This is a genomic window from Streptomyces sp. NRRL B-24484 (assembly GCF_000717715.1).
Taxonomy (GTDB): Bacteria; Actinomycetota; Actinomycetes; order Streptomycetales; family Streptomycetaceae; genus Kitasatospora.
In genome coordinates this window covers 150,130-171,945 of the sequence record NZ_JOAI01000005.1, presented here as the reverse complement: position 1 = coordinate 171,945, position 21,816 = coordinate 150,130, and the positions used below count along the sequence as shown (strand labels likewise).

The 21,816-nt window shown below is 74.0% G+C and carries 20 protein-coding genes; 12 read left to right on the top strand and 8 right to left on the bottom strand.

From position 1 onward, the window contains the following. Positions 1–46 precede the first annotated feature (46 nt). The 7 genes from IE98_RS0106355 (at position 47) to IE98_RS0106325 (ending at position 10,246) form a co-directional block, all read left to right on the top strand. Positions 47–3,466, top strand: a complete 3,420-nt coding sequence (locus IE98_RS0106355; protein WP_078660803.1) for an AfsR/SARP family transcriptional regulator — start codon at positions 47–49, stop codon at positions 3,464–3,466. 38 nt (positions 3,467–3,504) lie between these two features. Next, positions 3,505–5,631, top strand: a complete 2,127-nt coding sequence (locus tag IE98_RS0106350) for an MMPL family transporter (protein ID WP_052390190.1) — start codon at positions 3,505–3,507, stop codon at positions 5,629–5,631. 94 nt (positions 5,632–5,725) lie between these two features. Next, a complete protein-coding gene (locus IE98_RS0106345; RefSeq protein ID WP_030265520.1) occupies positions 5,726–6,298 on the top strand; it encodes a TetR/AcrR family transcriptional regulator in 573 nt (190 codons plus the stop codon). 73 nt (positions 6,299–6,371) lie between these two features. Further along, complete coding sequence (locus IE98_RS0106340; protein ID WP_030265517.1) at positions 6,372–6,950, top strand: DUF4865 family protein; 579 nt, start codon at positions 6,372–6,374, stop codon at positions 6,948–6,950. Positions 6,951–6,953: 3 nt separating this feature from the next. Continuing rightward, a complete protein-coding gene (locus tag IE98_RS0106335) occupies positions 6,954–7,823 on the top strand; it encodes a phosphotriesterase family protein (RefSeq protein ID WP_030265514.1) in 870 nt (289 codons plus the stop codon). 114 nt (positions 7,824–7,937) lie between these two features. Next, positions 7,938–8,804, top strand: coding sequence for a universal stress protein (locus IE98_RS0106330; protein ID WP_030265511.1), 867 nt, complete (start codon positions 7,938–7,940; stop codon positions 8,802–8,804). Between the two features lie 302 nt (positions 8,805–9,106). Beyond that, positions 9,107–10,246, top strand: coding sequence for an alpha/beta hydrolase (locus tag IE98_RS0106325; RefSeq protein ID WP_030265506.1), 1,140 nt, complete (start codon positions 9,107–9,109; stop codon positions 10,244–10,246). 54 nt (positions 10,247–10,300) lie between these two features. Here the strand turns inward: IE98_RS0106325 and IE98_RS0106320 are convergent, their stop codons facing one another. Next, on the bottom strand, positions 10,301–10,630 hold the full coding sequence (locus IE98_RS0106320) for a MoaF-related domain-containing protein (RefSeq protein WP_030265504.1): 330 nt from the start codon (positions 10,628–10,630) through the stop codon (positions 10,301–10,303). An 868-nt stretch (positions 10,631–11,498) separates the two neighbouring features. On the opposite strand from IE98_RS0106320, the gene IE98_RS52210 reads away from it, so the two are divergent. Both IE98_RS52210 and IE98_RS0106310 read left to right on the top strand, forming a co-directional pair. Then, positions 11,499–12,647, top strand: coding sequence for a hypothetical protein (locus IE98_RS52210; RefSeq protein ID WP_324605747.1), 1,149 nt, complete (start codon positions 11,499–11,501; stop codon positions 12,645–12,647). Between the two features lie 134 nt (positions 12,648–12,781). After that, on the top strand, positions 12,782–13,093 hold the full coding sequence (locus IE98_RS0106310) for an antibiotic biosynthesis monooxygenase (protein WP_030265498.1): 312 nt from the start codon (positions 12,782–12,784) through the stop codon (positions 13,091–13,093). 33 nt (positions 13,094–13,126) lie between these two features. Here IE98_RS0106310 and IE98_RS0106305 read toward each other — a convergent pair whose 3' ends face one another. Further along, a complete protein-coding gene (locus IE98_RS0106305; protein WP_030265494.1) occupies positions 13,127–13,918 on the bottom strand; it encodes an IclR family transcriptional regulator in 792 nt (263 codons plus the stop codon). A gap of 189 nt (positions 13,919–14,107) precedes the next feature. On the opposite strand from IE98_RS0106305, the gene aceB reads away from it, so the two are divergent. Beyond that, the gene (gene aceB / locus IE98_RS0106300; protein ID WP_030265491.1) at positions 14,108–15,760 is read left to right on the top strand and encodes a malate synthase A; all 1,653 of its coding nucleotides are present in this window, start codon (positions 14,108–14,110) and stop codon (positions 15,758–15,760) included. Between the two features lie 142 nt (positions 15,761–15,902). Continuing rightward, positions 15,903–16,289 (top strand): gamma-glutamylcyclotransferase, encoded by a 387-nt coding sequence (locus IE98_RS0106295; protein ID WP_030265488.1) that lies wholly within the window; start codon positions 15,903–15,905, stop codon positions 16,287–16,289. 219 nt (positions 16,290–16,508) lie between these two features. On the opposite strand, the gene IE98_RS0106290 is transcribed toward IE98_RS0106295, so the two are convergent. From IE98_RS0106290 to IE98_RS0106265, 6 genes are all read right to left on the bottom strand, one after another. Then, a complete protein-coding gene (locus IE98_RS0106290; protein ID WP_030265485.1) occupies positions 16,509–17,891 on the bottom strand; it encodes an 8-oxoguanine deaminase in 1,383 nt (460 codons plus the stop codon). Positions 17,892–18,040: 149 nt separating this feature from the next. Then, positions 18,041–18,961, bottom strand: a complete 921-nt coding sequence (gene pucL / locus IE98_RS0106285; protein ID WP_030265482.1) for a factor-independent urate hydroxylase — start codon at positions 18,959–18,961, stop codon at positions 18,041–18,043. A gap of 31 nt (positions 18,962–18,992) precedes the next feature. Continuing rightward, on the bottom strand, positions 18,993–19,328 hold the full coding sequence (gene uraH, locus IE98_RS0106280; RefSeq protein WP_030265477.1) for a hydroxyisourate hydrolase: 336 nt from the start codon (positions 19,326–19,328) through the stop codon (positions 18,993–18,995). Between the two features lie 47 nt (positions 19,329–19,375). Beyond that, complete coding sequence (gene uraD, locus IE98_RS0106275) at positions 19,376–19,900, bottom strand: 2-oxo-4-hydroxy-4-carboxy-5-ureidoimidazoline decarboxylase (protein ID WP_234443425.1); 525 nt, start codon at positions 19,898–19,900, stop codon at positions 19,376–19,378. 182 nt (positions 19,901–20,082) lie between these two features. Continuing rightward, complete coding sequence (locus tag IE98_RS0106270; protein ID WP_030265471.1) at positions 20,083–20,463, bottom strand: helix-turn-helix domain-containing protein; 381 nt, start codon at positions 20,461–20,463, stop codon at positions 20,083–20,085. After that, entirely contained in the window at positions 20,460–20,729 is a 270-nt protein-coding gene (locus IE98_RS0106265) for a thiamine-binding protein (protein ID WP_199922872.1), read from the bottom strand. Before IE98_RS0106265 ends, IE98_RS0106270 begins: the two co-directional genes overlap by 4 nt. Positions 20,730–20,957: 228 nt before the next feature. Here IE98_RS0106265 and IE98_RS0106260 point away from each other — a divergent pair, with 228 nt between their 5' ends. After that, positions 20,958–21,791, top strand: a complete 834-nt coding sequence (locus IE98_RS0106260) for a TIM barrel protein (protein ID WP_030265460.1) — start codon at positions 20,958–20,960, stop codon at positions 21,789–21,791. The last annotated feature ends 25 nt before the right edge of the window (positions 21,792–21,816 follow it).

Sequence of the window (21,816 nt, the reverse complement as noted above, 5' to 3'; positions counted from 1 at the left end):
ACTTGGAGCCATCGCATAGGCTCGCTGCACGATGGTGCGGATATCGGTGCTGGGTACCTTGACGGCGCAGGTGGCGGGGGCGGCGGTCGGCCTCGGCGGCCCGCGGCAGCGAGGTGTGCTCGCCCGGCTGCTGGTGGCCCGCGGTGCCGTCGTCCCGGTGGACCGGCTGATCGACGACCTGTGGCAGGGCCGCCCTCCGGCCAAGGCCGCAGCTTCCCTGCAGGCCTACGTCTCCAATCTCCGGCGCCTGCTCGAACCCGAGCGCGGACCCCGCGAACCCGCCCGGCTGCTGGTCAGCCGCGCCCCCGGCTACGCCCTCGCCCTGCCCGCGTCCGGCGTCGACGCCTGGGACTTCGAGCAGCGCCTGCGGCACGCCCGCGACCTCCGCCCGTTCGCCGGGCAGGCCGCGGAGCAGGCGTCCGGGCGTCCCGCCTCCCGCCTGATCGACGAGGCGCTGGCGCTCTGGCGCGGTACCGCCTTCGCCGAGTTCGCCGACGAGCCCTGGGCGGCGGCCGAGATCACCCGCCTCGACGAACTGCGCCTGGCCGCACGGGAGTCCGCCGTGGTGGCGGCCCTGGACGAGGGCCGGGCCGGTGAGGTGGTGGCCGCCGCACTGGCGCTGACCGAGGAGCACCCGCTGCGCGAGGAGGGCTGGCGGCTGCTGGCCCGGGCGCTGTGGGGGGCCGGCCGGCAGGCCGAGGCGCTGGAGGCGCTGCGCCGCGCCCGTACCGTGCTCACCGCTGAACTCGGCCTGGACCCGGGGCCTGCGCTGGCCGAGCTGGAGTCGGCGATCCTCCGGCAGCGCACCGACCTGCTCGCCGTGCCGATCCCGGCCGCCGACCTGCCGCCGGCCCGTCCGTCCGGTCCGGGGTGCACCGCCGGGCAGGGCTGCGGCGGCGGCCCGCCCGAGCCGCCGTTCGTCGGCCGGGAGGCCGAGCAGCGCACGCTGCGTGAGGCGGCGACGGCCGCGACCGCCCCCGGCGGCCGGTCGGTGGTGCTGGTGTCCGGCGAGGCCGGGGCCGGCAAGTCCACCCTGCTCGCCCGGCTGAGCGGTGAACTGCGGCGCAGCGGCTGGCTGGTGGCCACCGGGCGGTGTCCGGAGACCGAGGGCGCCCCGCCCGCCTGGGCGTGGACGGAGGCGCTGCGCGAGCTGGCCCGGCAGCACCCGCCGGGCCCGGCCACCGCGGCGGAACTCGCCCCGCTGCTCGGCGAGGACGACCCCACCCGCCGGCGGGACGCCCTGACCGGCCGCTTCCGGCTGCACCGGGCGGTCGTCCGCTGGCTGGAGGCCGCGACCGAGCAGGCACCCGTCGCGGTGATCCTCGACGACCTGCACGCCGCGGACCAGGAGACCCGTGCGCTGGCCGCCGAACTGGCCGCCGCGCAGGGGCCCGAACGGCTGCTGCTGGTGTGCGCGCACCGCCCCGGCGAGGGCCGGCTCACCGATCTGCTCGGCACCTTCGCCCGCTGCTCGCCGTACCGGATCGCGCTCGGCGGGCTGGACGAGGCCGAGGCAGGCACCCTGATCGGCGCGGTCTGCGACACCCCCGTCGACGCGGACACCGTCCGCGCACTCGCCGAACGCACCGGCGGCAACCCGTTCTACCTGGTGGAGAGCGCCCACCTGCTGGCCGGGGAGGGCGCGCTGGTGGCCGTCCAGGAGGTGCCGCAGGGCGTCCGGGACGTGCTGCGACGGCGGTTCGACCGGCTGCCGCCGGCCACCGTCGAGGCGCTGCGGCTGGCCTCGGTCGCCGGCCGGGAGACCGAGGTCGAGCTGCTGGTGCACGCCTCCGGGGCCGAGGAGGAGGGCCTGCTGGACGCGCTGGAGGCGGCCGTCGCGGGCGGGCTGCTCACCGAACCCCGGCCCGGGGCCGTCAGGTTCGCGCACGCGCTGGTCCGCGACACCCTGTACGGCGACCTCAGCGGGCTGCGCCGGGCCCGGCTGCACGGCCGCTTCGCCGAGGCGCTGTGCGCGCTGCGGCCGGACCGGCTCGCCGCGCTGGCCCACCACTGGACGGCCGCGGCCTCCTCCGCCACCGCGCAGCGCGCCGTCGACGCCTGTGTGCGCGCCGCCGAGGCCGCCGAACGCCGCTACGCCCACCAGACCTGCGCCGACCTGCTGCAGCAGGCGCTCGACAACCTCGACCGGGTGCCGGAGGACGGCGACGACCGGCCGGCCCGCCGGATCGCCCTGCTCGGCGCGCTGCTGCGGGCCCAGGTCCGGGCCGGGGCGATCGCCGCGGCCTCCGCCACCCGCAGCCGGGCCGTCGCCCTCGCCGAGGAGACCGGCCGGGAGGACCTGGAGATCGAGGCCTGGACGGCCTGGACCGAACCCACCCCCTGGGTCGCCCACCCCTACGGCAGCTACGACGAGCGGGCCGTGGAGACCCTGCAGCGGCTGCTGCGCCGCACCGACCTGCCGCCCGCGACCCGCTGCCGGCTGCTGGACGCCCTCACCCACGAGTGCAACTGCGCGGGCGAGCCGATCGGCACCGCCGCCGCCGACGAGGCGCTCGCCATCGCCCGGGCCGAGGGCGACCCCCGGCTGCTGGCGCTCGCCCTGGCCGCGTCCGCCCGGATCTGCGACTTCGAACTCGGCGCCCCCCAGCGGGCCGAGATCGCCGACGAGCTCGCCGCGCTGGCCCGCCGGCACGACCTGCCGGCCTACCGCTGGCAGGCCGAGCAGCTGTACGCCACGGCCGCCGCGGTCGCCGGCGACCTGCCCGCGCTGCGCCGCCACATCGCGGCCGCCGCGGCGATCGCCGAACGGTACGGGCTGCTCGAACTGGTCGACGTCGGCCTCTGCCACCGCGGCATGCTCGAACTCGCCGCCGGGCGGACCGCGGAGGCCGCCGGGCTGTACCGGCGGGCCGTCGCCGGGCTGACCGCCCGGGCCTCGGTGCACGCCGAGGGCTTCGGGGCGCTCGCCGACCTCACCATCGCCGTCCGGGAGGGCCGGATCGGCAGCGAACTGCCCCGGCTGCGCGCCGTCTCCGCGCTGTACGGAGGCCTGGTCGCCGACGTGGAGGCGCTCGCCCTCGCCGCGCTCGGCCGCACCGAGGAGGCCCGGGCCGCCCGAGCCGTGCGGCTGTCCGTCCAGCCCGACTACTACCGCTCGTTCTTCCTCGCGCTGCGCGCCGCCGCGGTGGTCGCCCTGGACGAGCGGGCCGAGGCCGCCGAGCTGATCGCCGAACTGCGGCCGCTGCGCGGCCTGGTGGCGGGCGCGGCGTCGACCTCCGTCGCGCTGCGGCCGGTCGCGCAGTCGCTCGGCGAGCTGGCCCGGATGCTCGGCCGCACCGAGGAGGCCGCCGGGTACTTCGCGCAGGCCGCGGAGGTGGCCCGCCGCTGGGAGTCCCCGCGCTGGGAGGCGGAGGCGCTGGCCGCGCTGCACGGCCTGCCGGCCGTCCCCGACGAGGAGGCCGTCGCCCGGCACCAAGTGGGCTCCAAGCGGCACCCCGCAGGCTGAACGGGTATCGACCACCGGACTGCCGAAAGGCCCCGACGATGTCTACCCTGCTCGGCCGCCTCGGCGGCGCATCCGCCGCCCGGCCCTGGCGCACCGTCCTCGGATGGGTGCTGCTGCTGGGCCTCGCCCTCGGCCTGGCCGCCGCCTTCGGCGGCACCCCGCACGACGACTACCGCGTCCCCGGCACCCGCTCCACCGCCGGCGCCGACCTGCTGAAGGAGCGCTTCCCGGAGATGTCCGGGGCGAACGCCCGGGTCGTCGTCCACGACCGCCGGGGCGGGCCGGTGCCCGCCGACCGGCTGGCGGCGCTGCGCGACAGCCTCGCCGCGCTGCCCAAGGTGTCCTCGGTGGCGCAGCCGGTGCTGTCCGCCCGCGGCGACACCGCCCTGATCACCGTCGACTACTCCGTCCCGGTCACCGACTTCAAGGGCCCGGCCGGCCTGGACGCGCTGCGCGGGGCCGCGGAGCCCACCGAGCGGTCCGGGCTGCAGGTCGAGTTCGGCGGACAGCTGCCGGAGAACTTCACCGCGCCGAACGGCGCCGCCGAGATGATCGGCATGGGCGCCGCCCTGGTGATCCTGGTGATCGCGCTCGGTACGGTGGTCTCGGCCGGCCTGCCGCTGGTCGTCGCCCTGGCCGGCCTCGGCCTCGGCACCGGGCTCACCACGCTGCTCTCCGCGGTCACCGACATCAGCCCGACCGCGCCGACGGTGGCCTCGATGGTCGGCCTCGGCGTCGGCATCGACTACGCCCTGCTGCTGGTCAGCCGCCACGTCGAGGGCCTGCGCAAGGGCCTGACGAAGCAGCAGGCCGCCGCCGAGGCGGCGGCCACCGCCGGAGCGTCCGTGGTGGTGGCCGGATCGACCGTGCTGGTCGCGCTGTTCGGCCTGAAGCTGGCCGGCCTGCCCACCTACTCCTCGTTCGGCTACGCCACCTTCGCCGTGGTCGGCGCCGTGATGCTGGCCGCCCTGACCCTCGTGCCGGCGCTCTGCTCGCTCGCCGGGGACCGGCTGCTGCGCAGGGCCGAGCGCCGCGAACCGCAGCGCCGCACCCAGGCCGGCCCCACCCGCACCGAGCGCTGGGCGCGGCTGATCGGCCGCCGGCCGGTCGCCGCGGCGCTCGGCTCGCTGGTGGTGCTGCTCGCCCTGGCCGCCCCGATGCTGCACATGCGCACCTGGCCGCAGGACGCCGGCAGCCAGGCGTCGTCCAGCACCACGCGCAAGGCGTACGACCTCACCGCCGACGCGTTCGGGCCCGGCGCCAACGGGCCGCTGATCGTCGCCGTCGACCTGAAGAAGGTGCCGCAGCAGAAGCTGCCGGCGCTGCTGGCCGACCTGAAGGGCCGACCGGGCGTCGCCGCCGTGCGGCCGCCGCTGGTCAACCGGGCGCAGGACGCCGCCGTCGTCACCGTCACCCCCGCCACCGGCCCGCAGGACGAGCGCACCGCCGACCTGCTGAAGTCGCTGCGCACCGACGTGCTGCCCGAGGGCGCGGAGGTGACCGGTACGGTCGCCGCCTTCTCCGACATCTCCGACCGGCTCTCCGACCGGCTGTGGGTGGTGGTGCCGGTGGTGGTCGCGCTCTCGCTGATCCTGCTCACCGTGCTGTTCCGGGCGCCGGTCATCGCGGTCAAGGCCGCGGCGATGAACCTGCTCTCGGTGGCCGCCGCCTACGGCGTGATGACGGCGGTCTTCCAGTCCGACACCGGTGCCCGGGCGCTCGGCCTGCCGCACGAGGTGCCCGTCTCCAGCTGGGTGCCGATCCTGATGTTCACCGTGCTGTTCGGCCTCTCCATGGACTACGAGGTCTTCCTGCTGGACCGCGTCCGGGAGGACTGGCTCGCCACCGGCGACGCCAAGGGCTCGGTGGTCCGGGGCCTGTCCGCGACCGGGCGGGTCATCAGCAGCGCGGCCGCGATCATGGTCGCCGTCTTCACCGGCTTCGCGATCGACCCGGACATCACCGTGAAGATGATGGGCGTCGGCATGGCCGTCGCGGTGCTCATCGACGCCACGGTCGTCCGGCTGGTGCTCGTCCCGGCGACGATGACCCTGCTCGGCCGGCTCAACTGGTGGCTGCCCGCCCCGCTCGCCCGCCGCTGGCCCGCGCCGGTGGCCGCTGCGGCCGGCACCGCCGCCGCCGAGCCGGAGCGCGTCCCCGCCTGACCGGGGACGCCTTGCGACCGGGCGCCGCTCCCACGTGGGGAGGAGCGGCGCCCGGTCGCGTCCGGGCTCGTCGCTTGAGTCTGTACCTACTGGTATGTACAGTCTCCTCATGAGCACCCAGGACCGCCTGATCGAGAGCACCCGGGAGCTCCTCCGGGAGCGGGGCTACGTCGGCACCAGCCCCCGCGCCATCCAGCAGCACGCCGGCGCGGGCCAGGGCAGCATGTACCACCACTTCGCGGGCAAGCCCGACCTCGCCGCGGCCGCCCTCGCCCGCAGCGCCGAGGAGCTGCGGGCCCTCGCCGAGGAGCGTCTCGCCGCCCCCGGCACCGCGTACGAGCGGATCGCCGGCTACCTGCTGCGCGAACGCGAGGTCCTGCGCGGCTGCCCGATCGGCCGGATGGCACAGGACCCGGAGGTCGTCGCCGACCTGCGGCTGCACGCCCCCGTCGAGGAGACCTTCGCCTGGCTGACCGGCCGGATCGCCGAGGTGGTCGCCGAGGGCGTCGCCGCCGGCGAACTCGCCCCCGGCGCCGACCCGGCCGACACCGCCGCCGCGATCGTCGCCGTCGTCCAGGGCGGCTACGTCCTCGCCCGCGCCGCCGGCGACCCCGAGGCCTTCCACCGGGCCGTCCGCGGCGCACTCGCACTGCTGCGCGCCGCCTAGCACCCGCACCGCCCGGCACCCGCGCCCAACCGCACATGCCGCACCGCACGCACCGCACCGAGGGAGAGCACCCGTGCAGGCCATGCAGTACGAGATCACCCTGCCCGCCGACTACGACATGGGCATCGTCCACCACCGGGTCGCCACCCGCGGGCAGCTGACGGACGCCTTCCCGGGCCTCGGCCTCAAGGCCTACCTGGTCCGCGAGATCGGCACCCTCGGCTCCCCGGTCAACGCCTACGCGCCCTTCTACCTGTGGCGCACCGCCGCCGGCATGGCCGACTTCCTCACCGGTCCCGGCTTCCGCGGCCTCAGCGCCGACTTCGGCCGCCCCGAGGTCCGGCACTGGATCGGCGCCGGACTCCACACCGGTCCCGCCGCCGACACCCCGCCCGCCACCGCCACCCGCACCACCCGGGCACTGCCGCCCGGCACCGACCCCGGCGAGGAGACCGCCCGGGTCCTCGCCGCGCTCGGCGACGCCCCCGGTCTGCACACCGCCGCCGTCGCCCTCGACCCGGCCCGCTGGGAACTCGTCCACTTCGCCCTCTGGGCCGACACCCCGCCCGGAAACCCCGCGGAGGGGCACTGCACCGCCTACCGTGTGCTGCACCTGTCGCGACCCGAACTCCACCTGCTGGGCAAGGACTGAGAGATGACCGCGGACCGCTCCCCGGCCGTGCACACCGTGCTCGGCCCCGTCCAGCCCGAACGGCTCGGCACCACCAACAGCCACGACCACCTCTTCCTGCGCAGCGCCCTGCTGCCCGGGCAGGAACTCGACGACCCGGCCGCCGCCGAGGACGAACTGCGTGCCTTCGCCGCCCTCGGCGGCGGCGCCGTCGTCCAGTGGACGCCGTACGGGCTCGGCCGCCGCATCGACGACCTGGTCGACCTCTCCGAGGCCACCGGCCTGCACCTGGTCGCCGCCACCGGCCTGCACCGGGCCGCCCACTACGACGACCCCGACGCGCTGCGCCGGCTCGACCCGGCCGCCCTGTTCACCGCCGAACTCCGCGACCGGGCCGGACTGATCAAGGTCGCCGGCGGCTACCACGGCCTCGACGCCCACGCCCGGTGGACGATGACCGCCGCCGCCGAGGCCCACCACGCCACCGGCGCCCCGATCGCCGTCCACCACGAACTCGGCACCGGCGCCCAGGACGTCCTGGAACTGCTCTGCGACCGGCTCGGCGTCCCGCCGCACCGGGTTCTCCTCGGCCACCTCAACCGCTTCCCCGACCTCGGCCTGCACCGCGAACTCGCCGCCTCCGGCGCCTACCTCGCCTTCGACGGCCCCTCCCGCGCCAACCACGCCACCGACCACCGCCTGCTGGACTGCCTGCACGCCCTCGCCGACGCCGGCCACGCCCACCGGCTGCTGCTCGGCGGCGACACCACCACCGCCGCCGCCCGCGGCAACCCCGGCATGCCCTACCTGCTGCACCGGCTGCGCCCCCGGCTCGGCCCCGAGCTGGCCGCCCTCGTGCTCACCGAGAACCCGGCGGCGGCCTTCGCCTGGTAGCGGGCCGTGCCGCCGCCCCGGCGGAGGAGCATCCTGGAACCACAGGGCCGACCGTCCCGGGGACCCGCCCCGCGCGGGCCGTCCGGGGCGTCGGCGCCACCCCGGGAGCCGACCATGAACAGCAGATCCCCCGCAGGCGTGGTCGTCGGCGTCGACGGCTCGGCGCACGCCGCGGCCGCCGCCGACTGGGCCGCCCGCGAGGCCGCCCGCCGCGACTGCCCCCTCCACCTGGTGCACGCGGTCAACACCGGCACGGTGACGCTCTCGCCGCGCACCGGCCCGGCGGTCACCGACCTCATCCTGCACGACGCCGAGACCGTCCTGGAGGAGTCGCTCGGCAAGGTCCGGGCCTCGCACCCCGCGCTGCGCCTGACCGGCGACGTCGTCCCCCGGGACGCCGCGGAGGCCGTGCTCACCGCCGCCGAGCACGCCGAGCTCGCTGTGGTCGGCACCCGCGGACACGGCGGATTCGCCTCCCTGCTGCTCGGCTCGGTGAGCCTGCGGGTCGCCGCCCACTCCGCGTGCCCGGTCGTCGTCGTCCGCGGCACCGAGTACGTCGGCAACCACGTGCTGGTCGCCGTCCGTGACGAGCGGGACGCCGCCACCCTGCGGTTCGCGCTGCGCACCGGCGAACTCACCGGGCTGCCGGTCCGCGCCCTGCACACCTGGTCCCCGGTGGTCGCCGACGTCGGCCACATGGCGCCCATGGTCGACGAGCTGGGGGAGGAGGCCCGGCTGCACCAGCAGCTGCTGCACCGCGTCTGCGACCCCGTCCGCGAGGACTTCCCGGACGTCGCCTTCGAGGCCCGCCAGGTCGGCGGCGCCACCGCCGGCACCCTGGTCGAGGCGTCCCGGCAGGCCGCCGTGCTCGTGGTCTCGCGCCGGCAGCCCGCCGCGCACTTCGGGCTGCGCCTCGGCACGGCCGTGCACGCGGTGCTGCACCACGCCTACTGCCCGGTCGCGGTCGTGCCGCTGCGCTGACGGACCGCCGGACGCAGCCGCCCACCCGTCAGCACCGCGCCCGCGCACGCCCCGAGCGGGTGAGCTGCGTCACCCGCAGGCCCCGGCCACCGCCGCCCGGCCCTCCCGGTGGACCGGAGGGGCCGCCGGGACGTGCATACTTGTCGGTCGGCGGCAGCGGGCCCGGGACGGCCCGCCGGAACCGGTCGATCCCCGGTGGAACCGGAAGCACCCCGTTCGGCGTGCGTTCACCTGGGGCCCACCCGCGGACGCGGGGCGGCCGAGCCGTGGCGCACGCGGGAATCTCGGGGAGTGGCGGAAGCATGGGTCTGACCAGCAGTACGGTCCTGGTGATCGCGATCGTCCTCGCGGTCCTGCTGCTGGCGGCGACGGTGCTGTGGTGGCCCCGGCTCGCCCGCACCTCCTGGCAGGCGGTGCTCGGCCGGATCGCCGCCCTGCTGACCACCCAGTTCGCGGTGCTCTGCGCGATCGGCCTGGCCGCCAACAACTACTTCGCCTTCTACAGCAGCTGGGACGACCTGCTCGGCACCGGCGACACCGGCCCGGTCAGCGTCCAGGCCTCGGTCGAGGGCCGGCCGGCCTCGGCGGCGCCGGTGGTCAAGGCACAGCTGCTCGGCAAGGAGCCGGTGGAGGGCGGCAGCGGCGGCCCCGAGCAGAGCGGCGAGATCCAGTCCGTGCGGATCACCGGCTCGCACTCCGGGCTGAGCACCGACGCCTACGTCTACCTGCCACCGCAGTACTTCCAGTCGGCCGAGGCCCACAAGCGCTTTCCGGCGGCCGTGGTGATGACCGGCTTCCCCGGCGACGCCAAGAACCTCATCACCCGGCTGAACTACCCGTCGGCCGCCCTCCAGTTGATGCGGAGCGGCAAGATGCAGCCGACCGTGCTGGTGCTGATGCGGCCCTCGCCGGCGATGCCCGCCGACACCGAGTGCGAGGACATCCCCGGCGGCGCGCAGTCCGAGACGTACTTCACCAAGGACGTCCCCCGGGTGATCGCCGAGAGCTTCCGGGTGGCCAGTGCCCCGGCGGCCTGGGGCGTGGTCGGCAACTCCACCGGCGGGTACTGCGCTCTGAAAATGGCCATGCGGCACCCGGAGGTCTTCCCCACCGCGGTTGCCCTGTCGGGCTACTACAAGGCCGCCGAGGACGCGACCACCGGCGACCTCTTCAAGGGCAGCCAGGGGCGGCGCGACGAGGCCGACCTGATGTGGAGGCTCAACAACCTGCCGCAGCCCAAGATCTCGGTGCTGCTGGCCGGGCCGCAGGCCGGCGACGGCAGCTACAAGCCGAGCACCGAGGCGTTCCAGAAGGCGGTGAAGGCGCCGATGACCGCCAACACGGCCTGGGTCCCGCAGGGCGGCCACAACTTCCGCACCTGGTCGCAGCTGCTGCCGCCCTCGCTCGAGTGGCTCTCCCAGCACCTGACCGCCGGGGCCTGACCGGCCCCGGCCCCGCCCGGACGGGGCCGGCGGCGCAGCGCCGGCCCGCGGCGCTCAGCTGAGCTGCTCCAGCGTGCCGGTGTGCAGCTCGCCGACCCGGCCGCCCTCGCCCTCGTACGTCCAGAAGACCCGGACGGTGAGCGCGGCGAGGTCCATCACGTGGCTGACGGTGATGCCGCTCTGCTCCGTCCAGCTCACGAACCAGAGCTGCTCGCCGACCCGGGCCACGTGCAGCGACACGTCCTCGAACTGCCCGGCAGACTCGCCCAGGCCCTCCCAGCGCAGCCGCTTGCCGTCGGCGGAGTACGAGTTGCGGAAGGCCGCGCCGTTGTCGACCTGGAACAGATAGGTGTGGCCGGCGAAACCCGGCAGAGGCGCGGTCATCTCGGGCGTTTCCTCGGAATCTCGGCGGGTGGCTGCGGCCCCGGCGGCCGCACCCGTTCAACCTAGCGGACGCCGTCGGCGTTCCCCACCATGTCCGGCGGACTGCGATCGAGGACACGCCCCGGGCCCGCCCGGACACGCCGACGGCTCCACCGATGGGAGCACACGACCGGCGATCCCTCCCCCTGCGGCCGCGGCCCTTCCGGGCTGTCGGCAACGGGGTCGATCTCCGTGCCGGATCGACGAGTTGGACGCTCCGGCTGATGATCCGTGGTCGAATCTCCGTCGCGAGCGTCGGCCTTCGTCATTGTCCGGTCCGCCGCGGGATCTGCCGTGACCGATCAAATCGCCTCGGTGGAGCAATACTTGACGCACACTCGGTCGCGGACGGCCGGACCGGGGTGTTCGGCGTGTCGCAACCGGCTCCGTGGTCTGGACCTATCGGTCACGGAGCGTGTCGGACCGGGGCGATTCCGGATGGTCGGGGATTGCACCCGAATGGCCGTCAAAATCCTTCAACTCGCCTCATTCACATGCGAGTCGGCGGCCGCCGTGAAGTCTTCTGCAATCCTTCACGCATCGACAGATGGTGACCAATCAGCAGTTGTCCGTCTCCGAACCGTGTGCTTACTCTTCTCGCGATGTTCCGCCCCTTGCGGACCTCGCGGCCGGTACGCCGATTCCCGTCCGGCCTGCCGCGAGTACTTCGACCCAGAAATACGGACGGGAACGGGGAAACCGAATCGGCGTGTCGACGCGCCCTGCATCGAATGTGCGTCGACCCGGGGTCCTGCCGTGCCACGCGGCTGTCCGGCCCTGCCCGAAAGCCGAACTCGGCCCGCCCGTCGGCGCCTTCGAGGACACCATCATGCGTTTTGCCATCAGACCTGCGCGCCTCGGTGCGGCGGCGGCCGCGGCGATGCTGCTCGCGCTGCCGCTCGCCGGCCGCGCCGAGGCCGTCCGGCTCGTCACCCAGGACAGGCTCGCCCCCACCGAGATGACCGAGGGCACCGCCGCCAGCGCGCGGCTCACCGTGCACTCCCTGGTCTGCATCACCGCGAGGACGGTCGGCGTCGCCGTGCGTGACGAGGCCGGTCGCAACCTGGACTTCCCCGGTGCGGCGACCAACGTCCGGATCTGCCCGGGCGGCGTCACCGTCACCACCGGGGCCCGCACCCTGCCGGCCGGCTCGTACACCGCCTTCGGCTACTGGCAGGACTTCGCCAACGCCTGGCACGACCTCGCCCCGCAGTCCCTGACCGTCGCGCCGTCCTCCACCGGCCCGACGCCGCCCGGCCCCACGCCCACCCCGGAGGACCCCGGCATCCCGGTGCCCGGCGGCTCGTTGGTCTGGTCCGAGGAGTTCGACGGCTCGATAGCCTGGGGCTCGAAGTGGATCGGCGACCGCAGCAGCGCGTACCGCTACGGCGACCACAACCCGGACGACAACAAGCTCGACCTGCTGGACCCGGGCGCGGTCGAGACCGCCGGCGGGGTCGCCCGCTTCACCGCCACCCCCTCCGACCAGCGGCTGGAGAGCGGCCGGCAGGCCTGGACGACGGGCCTGCTCACCACCGAGGGCTCCGACGAGGGCTTCCGGGTGCGCGCCGGCGACTACGTCGAGACGAAGGTCCAACTCCCCGAGGGCGCAGGGGCCTGGCCCGCGCTGTGGACCTGGCGCAACGGCGGCAGTGAGGTGGACAGCTTCGAGTACCACCCGGACAATCCGCACCTGCTGGAGCTCACCAACCACGTCCGCCGCGGGGCCAAGTACTACTCCGACCCGGACGCCGTCGCGCCGGGGAAGTGGGTGACCATCGGCACCCGGTACGGCGCCAACTCGGTCGACTGGTACGTCAACGGCGAGCGCGTCTGGTCGGACGGCCGCGGCGTCGGCCAGCGCTGGTCGGCCTACCTGATCCTCAACCTCTCCGTGGTCGCCGGGAAGTACCACCCCGGCCCCGACGGCGCCGAGCCGATCACCGCCGCCGCCGACTACGTCCGGGTCTACCGCTGAGGCGACCGCCCGGGCTCGCGCGACCGCACAGAGTAATCGTGCGGACGCGCCAAGTGTGCGGCCGAGAGCCCCCGTTCGGCGGCTGCGCGGACGGGCCGCTCTCGGCGTACGTTGGAGATCCGGAGGTGAGTGCCATGACCGAACAGGTTCTGAGCGAGGTCGGCGCGGTCGTCGCGCCGGAGCGCGAGGCCGAGTTGGTGGCCCTGTACCGCGAACTGGTGTCGGGACCGCTGCCCGAGGGCCTGGTCCGCACCGAACTGCTCCGCGGACCTGCCGGTCACTGGCGGGTGCAGAGCCTGTGGCGGGACATGGCGGCCCTGGAGGCCGTCCGCAACGCGCCGGAGCGGCCGGCCGCGCCGCGGATCTTCCGGGCGGTGGGCACCGAGCCGGAGCTCACCGTGCACGAGGTGGTGATCGCCCAGGACGGGGAGCTCAGTCTGCAGTGAAATCCCCCTCCGGCCACGGGTGCTGGCGTACCGTCAGGGCGCCAGCACCCGGCCGAGCCGGTCGGCGATCTGCCGCATCACCGGCACCAGCGCGGCCTCGCCGTCCTGGGCCTCCAGCGCCCTGATCCGGGCCTCCGGGCCGGACACCGAGAGTGCGGTGGGCGCGGGCGCGCCGGGCACGGCGACCGCGATGCAGCGGACGCCGATCTCCTGCTCCTGGTCGTCGACCACGTACCCCGCCTCCCGGGCCGCCGCCAGGTGCTGCAGCAGCTCGGCCGGGTCGGTGTGGGTGTACGGGGTGTGCGCCTGCAGCGGCCGGCCGCCGAGGATCGCGCGGGCCTCCTCCTCCGGGAGCTGGGCCAGCAGGGCCTTGCCGACGCCGGTGCAGTGCGGCTGCACCCGGCGGCCGACCTCGGTGAACATCCGCATCGAGCGCCGGGACTGCACCTGGCCCACGTACACCACCTCGCCGCCCTCCAGGACGGCGAGGTTCGCCGTCTCCCCGGTGGCCTCCATGAGCTCCGCGAGGTAGGGGCGGGCCCAACTGCCCAGCAGCCGGCCGGCCGTCTCACCGAGCCGGATCAGCCGCGGGCCGAGCGTGTACCGGCGGGCGGTGTCCTGCCGGACATATCCCTGCTGCACGAGGGTACGGATGAGTCGGTGGATCGTCGGCATCGGCAGGCCGGAGCTGGCGGACAGCTCGCTGAGCGCGGCCGTGCCGCCCGCGTCGGCCAGTGCCTCCAGCAGGAGGAAGGCGCGTTCGACGGACTGCACGCCGCCGGTGCGGTCGGTGCCTGTCCGGTCTGCGGCGGGGGTGCTGGCCACCGGTGTTCCCTTCGCTCTCGGGGGAGGAGTAGAGTCCCGCCGATCACATCAACAAACCGTTGAAATTCTGTATCGCGGAAACTAGGCTCCACTGTACAGAACGGAACCCGCCCGCAGGGGGGTCCGGATCTCGGGAGTTCCCATCGGAACTCCCAGTGCTGGCTCAACCGTCCAAGGAGTGTCCTGCCCATGGCTGCAGATCAGGGACCCGTCGGCGCGTCGTCCGCCGCCCCGGTCGTCACGGTCGCCGGTCCGCGCGTCGCCCGCGCCGAGGAGGTGCTCACGCCGGAGGCCGTCTCCTTCGTCGTCGGGCTCCACCGCGCCTTCGAAGGCCGCCGCCAGGAGCTCCTCGCCCGACGGAAGACCCGCCGCGCCGAGATCGCCGCGGCCGGCACCCTCGACTTCCTGCCCGGGACGGCCGACGTCCGCGCCGGGGACTGGCAGGTCGCCGAGGCGCCGCGCGCGCTCCTGGACCGCCGGGTCGAGATCACCGGCCCGACCGACCGCAAGATGGTGATCAACGCCCTCAACTCCGGTGCGAAGGTCTGGCTGGCCGACTTCGAGGACGCCACCTCGCCCACCTGGGAGAACGTGGTCTCCGGCCAGGTCAACCTGATCGACGCCTTCGAGGGCCGGATCGACTTCACCTCCCCGGCCGGCAAGGCGTACACCCTGAAGCCCGCCGCCGAACTCGCCACCGTCGTCGTCCGCCCGCGCGGCTGGCACCTCGACGAGACCCACCTGCTGGTGGACGGCGAGCCGGTCTCCGGCGGCCTCTTCGACTTCGGCCTGTACTTCTTCCACAACGCGGCCCGCCTGATCGCCCGCGGCGCCGAGGACCCGAACTCCGGGCCCTACTTCTACCTGCCGAAGACCGAGAGCCACCTCGAGGCCCGGCTGTGGAACGACGTCTTCACCCGTGCCCAGGCCGAACTCGGCATCCCGCACGGCACGATCCGCGCCACCGTCCTGATCGAGACCATCACCGCGGCCTTCGAGATGGAGGAGATCCTCTTCGAGCTGCGCGACCACGCCGCCGGGCTCAACGCCGGCCGCTGGGACTACCTCTTCTCGATCGTGAAGAACTTCCGCGACGCCGGCGAGCACTACATCCTGCCGGACCGCAACACCGTCACCATGGCCTCGCCGTTCATGGCCGCCTACACCCGCCTGCTGGTGCAGACCTGCCACCGCCGCGGCGCCCACGCGATCGGCGGCATGGCCGCGTTCATCCCCTCCCGCAAGGACCCCGAGGTCAACGCGGCCGCCCTGGAGAAGGTCAAGGCCGACAAGGACCGCGAGGCCGCCGGCGGCTTCGACGGCTCCTGGGTCGCCCACCCGGACCTCGTCCCGGTCGCCCGGGCCAGCTTCGACGCCGTGTTCGGCGACCGCCCGAACCAGAAGTCCTCGCCCGGCTCGCCCGAGCCCGTCACCGCCGAGCAGCTGCTCGACATCGCGGGCGCCGGCGGCAGCTGCACCCGCGCGGGCCTGCACAACGCCGTCCAGGTCGGCGTCCGCTACATCGAGGCCTGGCTGCGCGGCCTCGGCGCGGTCGGCATCTTCAACATGATGGAGGACGCCGCCACCGCCGAGATCTCCCGCTCGCAGATCTGGCAGTGGATCAACAACGGCGTCGTCCTCGCCGACACCGGCGAGAAGGCCACCGCCGAGCTCGTCCGCCGTCTGGTGGCCGAGGAGCTCGCCGACCTGCGCGCCGGGCTCGGCGACGCCGCCTACGCCGACGGGCGCTGGACGGAGGCCGCTCGGCTGTTCGAACAGGTCGCCCTGGCCGAGGAGTTCGTCGACTTCCTCACCCTGCCCGCGCTGCCCCTGCTCGACTGACCCCCAAACTATCCGCCCACCGGACGGTCCGGCGCCCGCCAGGTCGTCGAACTCGCCCGCCGCATTTCACCGTTCCGTACGGCTCCCGCCGCCCCGGCCGCGGGAGCCGTACGGAACGCCCGTTTTCGGAGGCACTTCCCCCATGGCGCTCATCTTCTTCAACGGCCAGGCGATGACCGGCGGCCCGTTCCACCCGCTGGTCGCCGAGTACCTGGTCGGGCCGGTCCGCACCGCGCCCGGCCACCGCTTCTTCTCCGTCCGCGACGTCTGCCCCGGCCTGCTGCCCGACCCGGACGGCAGCGCGGTGATCGAGGGGGAGCTCTACGACCTCCCGCTGGAGCACCTCCGGGACGCCGTGCTGCCCGGCGAGCCGCCGGAGTTGGAGCTCGGCGTGATCGCCCTGGAGGACGGCACGCCGTGCCTGTCCATGGTGCTGCGCCGGGGTGAACTCGAGCGCGGGGTGCACCGGGAGATCACCGCGCACGGCGGCTGGCGGGCCTACCTGGACACCCTCGGCCGCACCGCCTGACCGGCGGCCCCGCCGGAACGACCGAAGGCCCCGCAGGAGGTTCCTGCGGGGCCTTCGACCGTTCCCGGCGTCGTCGTGCGCGGGCACGCCGCAGCCCCCGGACCCTCGCCGTGGGGCCGGGGGCTGTGCTCCGTACGGCCACCGGCCCGCTGTGGGCCGGCCGGGGGCCACGGAGTCCGGGTGGCGTACCGTCCCTGGTACGGCCCGGAGTGCAGGGGGTCAGGCGCGGGAGGCGAGGTCCTTCGCGGCGCGGGCGCAGGCCAGTGCGATCCGGTCCTCGTCGACCGTGGTCAGCACGCCCTTCTCGACGACGGCGTTGCCGTTGACGAACAGCACCGCGAGCGGCGGCAGGGCGCCCATGGTGAGCGCGGCCACCGGGTCGGCGATCGAGGAGTGCATGACGCCGTCGACCTTCCACAGGGCCAGGTCGGCGAGCTTGCCGGGCTCGATCGAGCCGATCTCGTTCTGCCGGCCGAGCACCCGGGCGCCGCCCATGGTGCCCAGGCGCAGGGCCTGACGTGCGGTGAGCGCGTCCGGGCGGCCGTGCAGGCGGTTGATCAGCAGCGCGTTGCGCAGCTCGGTGCCGAGTTCGCCGGACTCGTTGGAGGCGGTGCCGTCGACGCCGAGGCCCACCGGGACGCCGGCCTTCAGCATGTCCGGCACACGGGCGATGCCGGCGGCGAGGCGGGCGTTGGAGGACGGGCAGTGCGCGACACCGGTGCCGGTCTCGGCGAACTTGGCGATGTCGGAGTCGTTCATGTGGACGCAGTGCGCCATCCACACGTCCTCGCCGAGCCAGCCGGTGGACTCGAAGTAGTCGGTCGGGCCCATGCCGAACAGCTCCTTGCAGAACTGCTCCTCCTCGGCCGTCTCCGAGCCGTGGGTGTGCAGCCGGACGCCCTTGCGGCGGGCCAGCACGGCGGACTCCCTGAGGAGTTCGGTCGAGACCGAGAAGGGCGAGCAGGGCGCGAGGGCCACGTGCAGCATCGAACCGAAGGAGGCGTCGTGCCACCGGTCGACGGCCGCCTCGGAGGCGATCAGGATGTCCTCGGTCCGCTCCACCGCGTGGTCCGGTGGCAGGCCGCCGTCCTTCTTGCTGCGGTCCATCGAGCCGCGCAGCGCGGTGAAGCGCAGGCCGAGCTCCTGCACGCCCTCGATCGAGGCGCCGAGCACGTCGCCGCCGCCCTGCGGGAAGACGTAGTGGTGGTCGGAGGCGGTGGTGCAGCCGGACTTGAGCAGCGCGGCGGCCGAGCCCTGGGTGGCGGCGTGCACCAGCTTCTCGTCGATCCGGGCCCAGGTCGGGTAGAGCGCGACCAGCCAGTCGAAGAGGATGTCGTCCTGGGCGAGGCCGCGGGTGATCCACTGGTAGAAGTGGTGGTGGGTGTTGACCAGGCCCGGGGTGACCAGGTGGCCCTCGCCGTTGATCCGGCGCACCACGTTGTCCAGCCACTGCGGGGCGGGACCTTCGCCGACCGACTCGATGCGGTTGCCGAGGATCACCACGTGGCCGCGGGCGTGCTCGGTGTCGTTCGCGTCCACCGTCGCGACGGCGACGTTCTCGATGACGATGCGCTGGTCGGCGGGTGGGGGCTGGACTGCCATGGCGTGAACTCCTAGGGGGCGAGGGCTGGGGGTGTGCCGCGGGGCGGCGGGCGGAGCGGGCCGGGCCGGACGGGTGCGGGCGCCGCCGCGGGGAAGCACAGGGGCCCCGCGGCGGCACCGTCCGGCCCGTGCGGGCGGGGGCGGGCCGGTCAGGCGACGGGTATGACCGGGACGACGCCCTCGCGGTGGACGGTGCCCTCGATCAGGCCGTACATCCGGTCGGCGGCGTAGTACACCTCGTTCTCGTTCTTGAGGCCGAAGGGCTCCAGGTCGACGAGGAAGTGGTGCTTGTTGGGGAGCTCCAGGCGTACCTCGTCCACCTCGGCGCGGTTGTTCAGCACCCGGGTGCCCATCGCGTGCAGGGTCTGCTGCAGCGAGTAGGAGTACGTCTCGGCGAAGGCCTCCAGCATGTGGCGCTTCACGTGGTTGTACGAGCGGTTCCAGTTCGGCTGGGGCTCGCCGTCGCGGCCGGTGTAGCCGTACTTCCAACGGGCCGTCACCTGGGTGGCCAGGATGCGGTCGTAGGCCTCCTGGAGGGTGGTGTACTTGTCCTTGATGTAGCCCCAGAACTCGGAGTTGGTCGTGTTCATCACGACCAGCTCCTTGAGGCCGGAGATCACCTGGACGGACTCGCCGTCGAACACGATCTCGGAGGTGCGCACCTCCTGGCCGCTGCGGACGAAGGAGTGGCCGACCTCCTCGGAGCCGATGAAGCGGGCGGAGCTGTCCGGGGTCCGGATGCGGTCCCAGGTGTACTCCTCGATGCGGATGCGGGCGCTGTGCACCACGCCGCGCTCGGTGTCCTCGACGAAGTGGCGGGCCAGCGTGATGCCGAAGGCCTCCGCCGACTCGATGCCGTACTCCTTGGCGAAGGCGTAGACGGTGTTCTTCGTCGTGTCGGTGGGCAGGCAGTTGGCGTTGGAGCCGGTGAGGTGGACGTCCTCGAACTCGCCCTGCAGGGAGACCGAGACGTTCAGGTCCTTGATCTCGTGCCGGGTGGAGTCGCGGTAGACCCGCACGATGCGGTTCTCCGCCTTGCCGTACTGGTTCTGACCGAGCACATGGGCCATGGCATGGCTCCTAAGCTTCCAGGTCGGTCCACTAGCTTCCGCGGTAGACCGAGTAGCCGAACGGGTTGAGCAGCAGCGGCACGTGGTAGTGGTGCTGCGCGGGCGCGACCGTGAAGACGATCGATACCTCGGGGAAGAACGGCGCCGCCTCGGACCGGGCCGCGTAGTACGCGGTGGTGTCGAAGAGCAGCCGGACGACCGAGCCCGCCTCCGCGGCCGGCAGGTCCGCGACCCGGCCGTCGGAGTCCGTGGCGGAGGTGCCGAGCACCTTCCAGCCACCCTCGGTGTGCAGTGCCAGCTCGACCGGGACGCCCTCGGCCGGACGGCCGAGACTGGTGTCGAGCACGTGCGTGGAGATGCCAGTCATGGGTGGAAGTACCTTACTGATGGCAGGAATTGACTGACCGTCGGAGTCTAGGACCCGTCGAGCAGCCGGTTGATGCGGATGTCGTTGATCTTGCGCAGCTCGCCGCGGACGATCTCGCGCTCGGTGGCGGCGTCGTTGGGGTGGCGCTCGCGCAGCGAGGCGAGCATGGTCGCGGCCGTGCGGCCGGTCGCGCAGATCAGGAACACGTGGCCGAACTTCGCCTCGTAGGCGGCGTTGGCCTCGCGCAGGTCGTCGAGGAGCGCGCCGTCGGCTCCCCGGATGCCGGCCTGCTCGCGCTCGGAGGTGGCGTCGCCGGCCTTCGGCGTGCCGATCCGGGCGTGGCCGGCCATCGCGTCGGCGAGGTCCCCGGTGTCGAGGGCGGCCATCGCGTCGGCATTGGCGCCGAGCAGGGCCGCGCGGTCCCGCCACGGCCGGGCGGCCGCGACCGCCTCGGCCCAGCGGGGGCTGGAGCAGATCTCCAGCAGCGTCTCCCGCAGGTCGGCGGCGGGTGCCGCCGCCAGGGTCTCGAGCACCCCGGTGTCCGCGGCGGGAGCGGTGGAATCGTTGGTCACGGGTGGACCTCCTGAAGAGTGGTGCCACTCGCACAAGCTAGATCCACCACTGCAGGCCGTCAACACTTTGTTGAACGGTTGGTGGTTACGTTTCGCGGCGGGCCGTGTTGCCGGGGGATCTCGTGTGGGATCCGCCAATGGGCCGGGCGCCCTGCCGCGCGGAAGACTCGGGGCGGGCGGTTTCAGCCCTTCCGGGAGCCTTCCTGGCGGTTCAGGTAGTTGTAGACCGTGAAGCGGCTGACGCCGAGCGCCGAGGCGACCGTCTCCACCCCGTGGCGGACGGTGAACGCCCCGCGCTCCTCCAGGAGGGCGACCACGCGCTGCTTCTCGGCCCGGTCGAGCTCGGTGAGCGGGCGCCCGTCGAACTGGCGGACCATCTCCGCGAGCAGCCGGTCCAGCGCACTGCTGAGGTGCGGGAGCCGCACGGCCACCGCGGCCAGGCCCTCCCACTCCAGGACGACGTCGTCCGGGCGCGCCTCGGCCGGCTCGACCGCGGTGGCACCCACCGCGTCCAGCAGTGGCTTTATCGCCGCGGTGAGCGGGTGTTCCAGGGCGTTGCTCACGGCGTACCCACTCCTTCCGGGGACTGCTCGTCGCCGAGCACGCTGATCTGGACGGAGATCCGGGTGGCCCCGGCCTCCAGGGTCTCGCGCAGCAGGCGCGTCACCGCGGCCAGGGTCCGTTCGGCGTCGCCCTCGGCGCTGGTGCCGAAGGGCCCGACCGATACGTCGAGGCCGGCCTCGTCCACGACCCGCCGGGCGGCCCTGGCGTGGTCCGGGAAGCTGTCCAGCTCGAACGGTTCCGTCGTGAACTCCACCATCAATCGCACGCGCTCACTCTAGACGGCCCGCGCAAGGGTCGGCCGGGGCGTACGGGTGCGCGGGGCGGCTGGGTGATCGGACAGGCCGGAGGCGGTGCGACCGGCGGTGTTCGGCCACTTCAACAAATTGTTGCGGCAGCCTTGACGGCCCGGAAGCTCCTCGGCGAAGCTTCCATCAGACAGAATCCCCCTTCCGGATCGTGGAAGTCGGGACCGGAAGAGAGGGAAGGTGAGCACGTGACTGCCGCCGCCGCGCACAGCTACACGGTCAACCTGTCGATCCTGTTCAACGAGCTCCCGCTGCTGGAGCGCCCCGCCGCCGCAGCCGCCGCCGGCTTCACCGCCGCCGAGCTCTGGTGGCCCTTCGGCGAGGAGCACGACCCGTCGCAGGCCGAGCTGGACGCGCTCCGCAAGGCCTTCACCGACGCCGGCGTGCGGCTCACCGGCCTCAACTTCCTCGACGACCTGGTCAAGGGCGCTCGCGGCACCGCCTCGGTGCCGGCCGAGAGCGAGCGCTTCCGGGCCAACGTCCCGGTCGCCACCGCCCTCGCCGGCTCGCTCGGCACCAAGGCGCTCAACGCCCTCTACGGCAACCGGGTGGCGGGCGTCGACCCGGCCGAGCAGGACGCCCTGGCACTGGAGAACCTCGCGCTCGCCGCCCGGGCCGCGCACTCCGTCGGCGCGGTGCTGCTGATCGAGACCCTCAACGGGGTCGAGTCCCCGGACTACGCACTGCTCAGCGCCGAGGCTGCGGTCGAGGTCGTGGACAAGGTCAACGCGGCCACCGGCCTCGGCAACGCCAAGTTCCTCTGCGACCTCTACCACCTGGCCAGGAACGGCGAGGACCCGGCGGCGGTGATCGAGGAGTACGCCGACCGGATCGGCCACGTGCAGATCGCCGACGTCCCGGCCCGCAACGAGCCCGGCACCGGCGGACTCGACTTCGAGGACCTCTTCGCCCGGCTCACCGCCGTCGGCTACCAGGGCCGGATCGGCCTGGAGTACAAGCCCTCCACCGGCGTCAGCGCCGACGGCTTCGTCTGGCTCCCGCGCGAACTGCGCGCCGGCTGAGCCCCCTCCCACCACCTCCCCAACG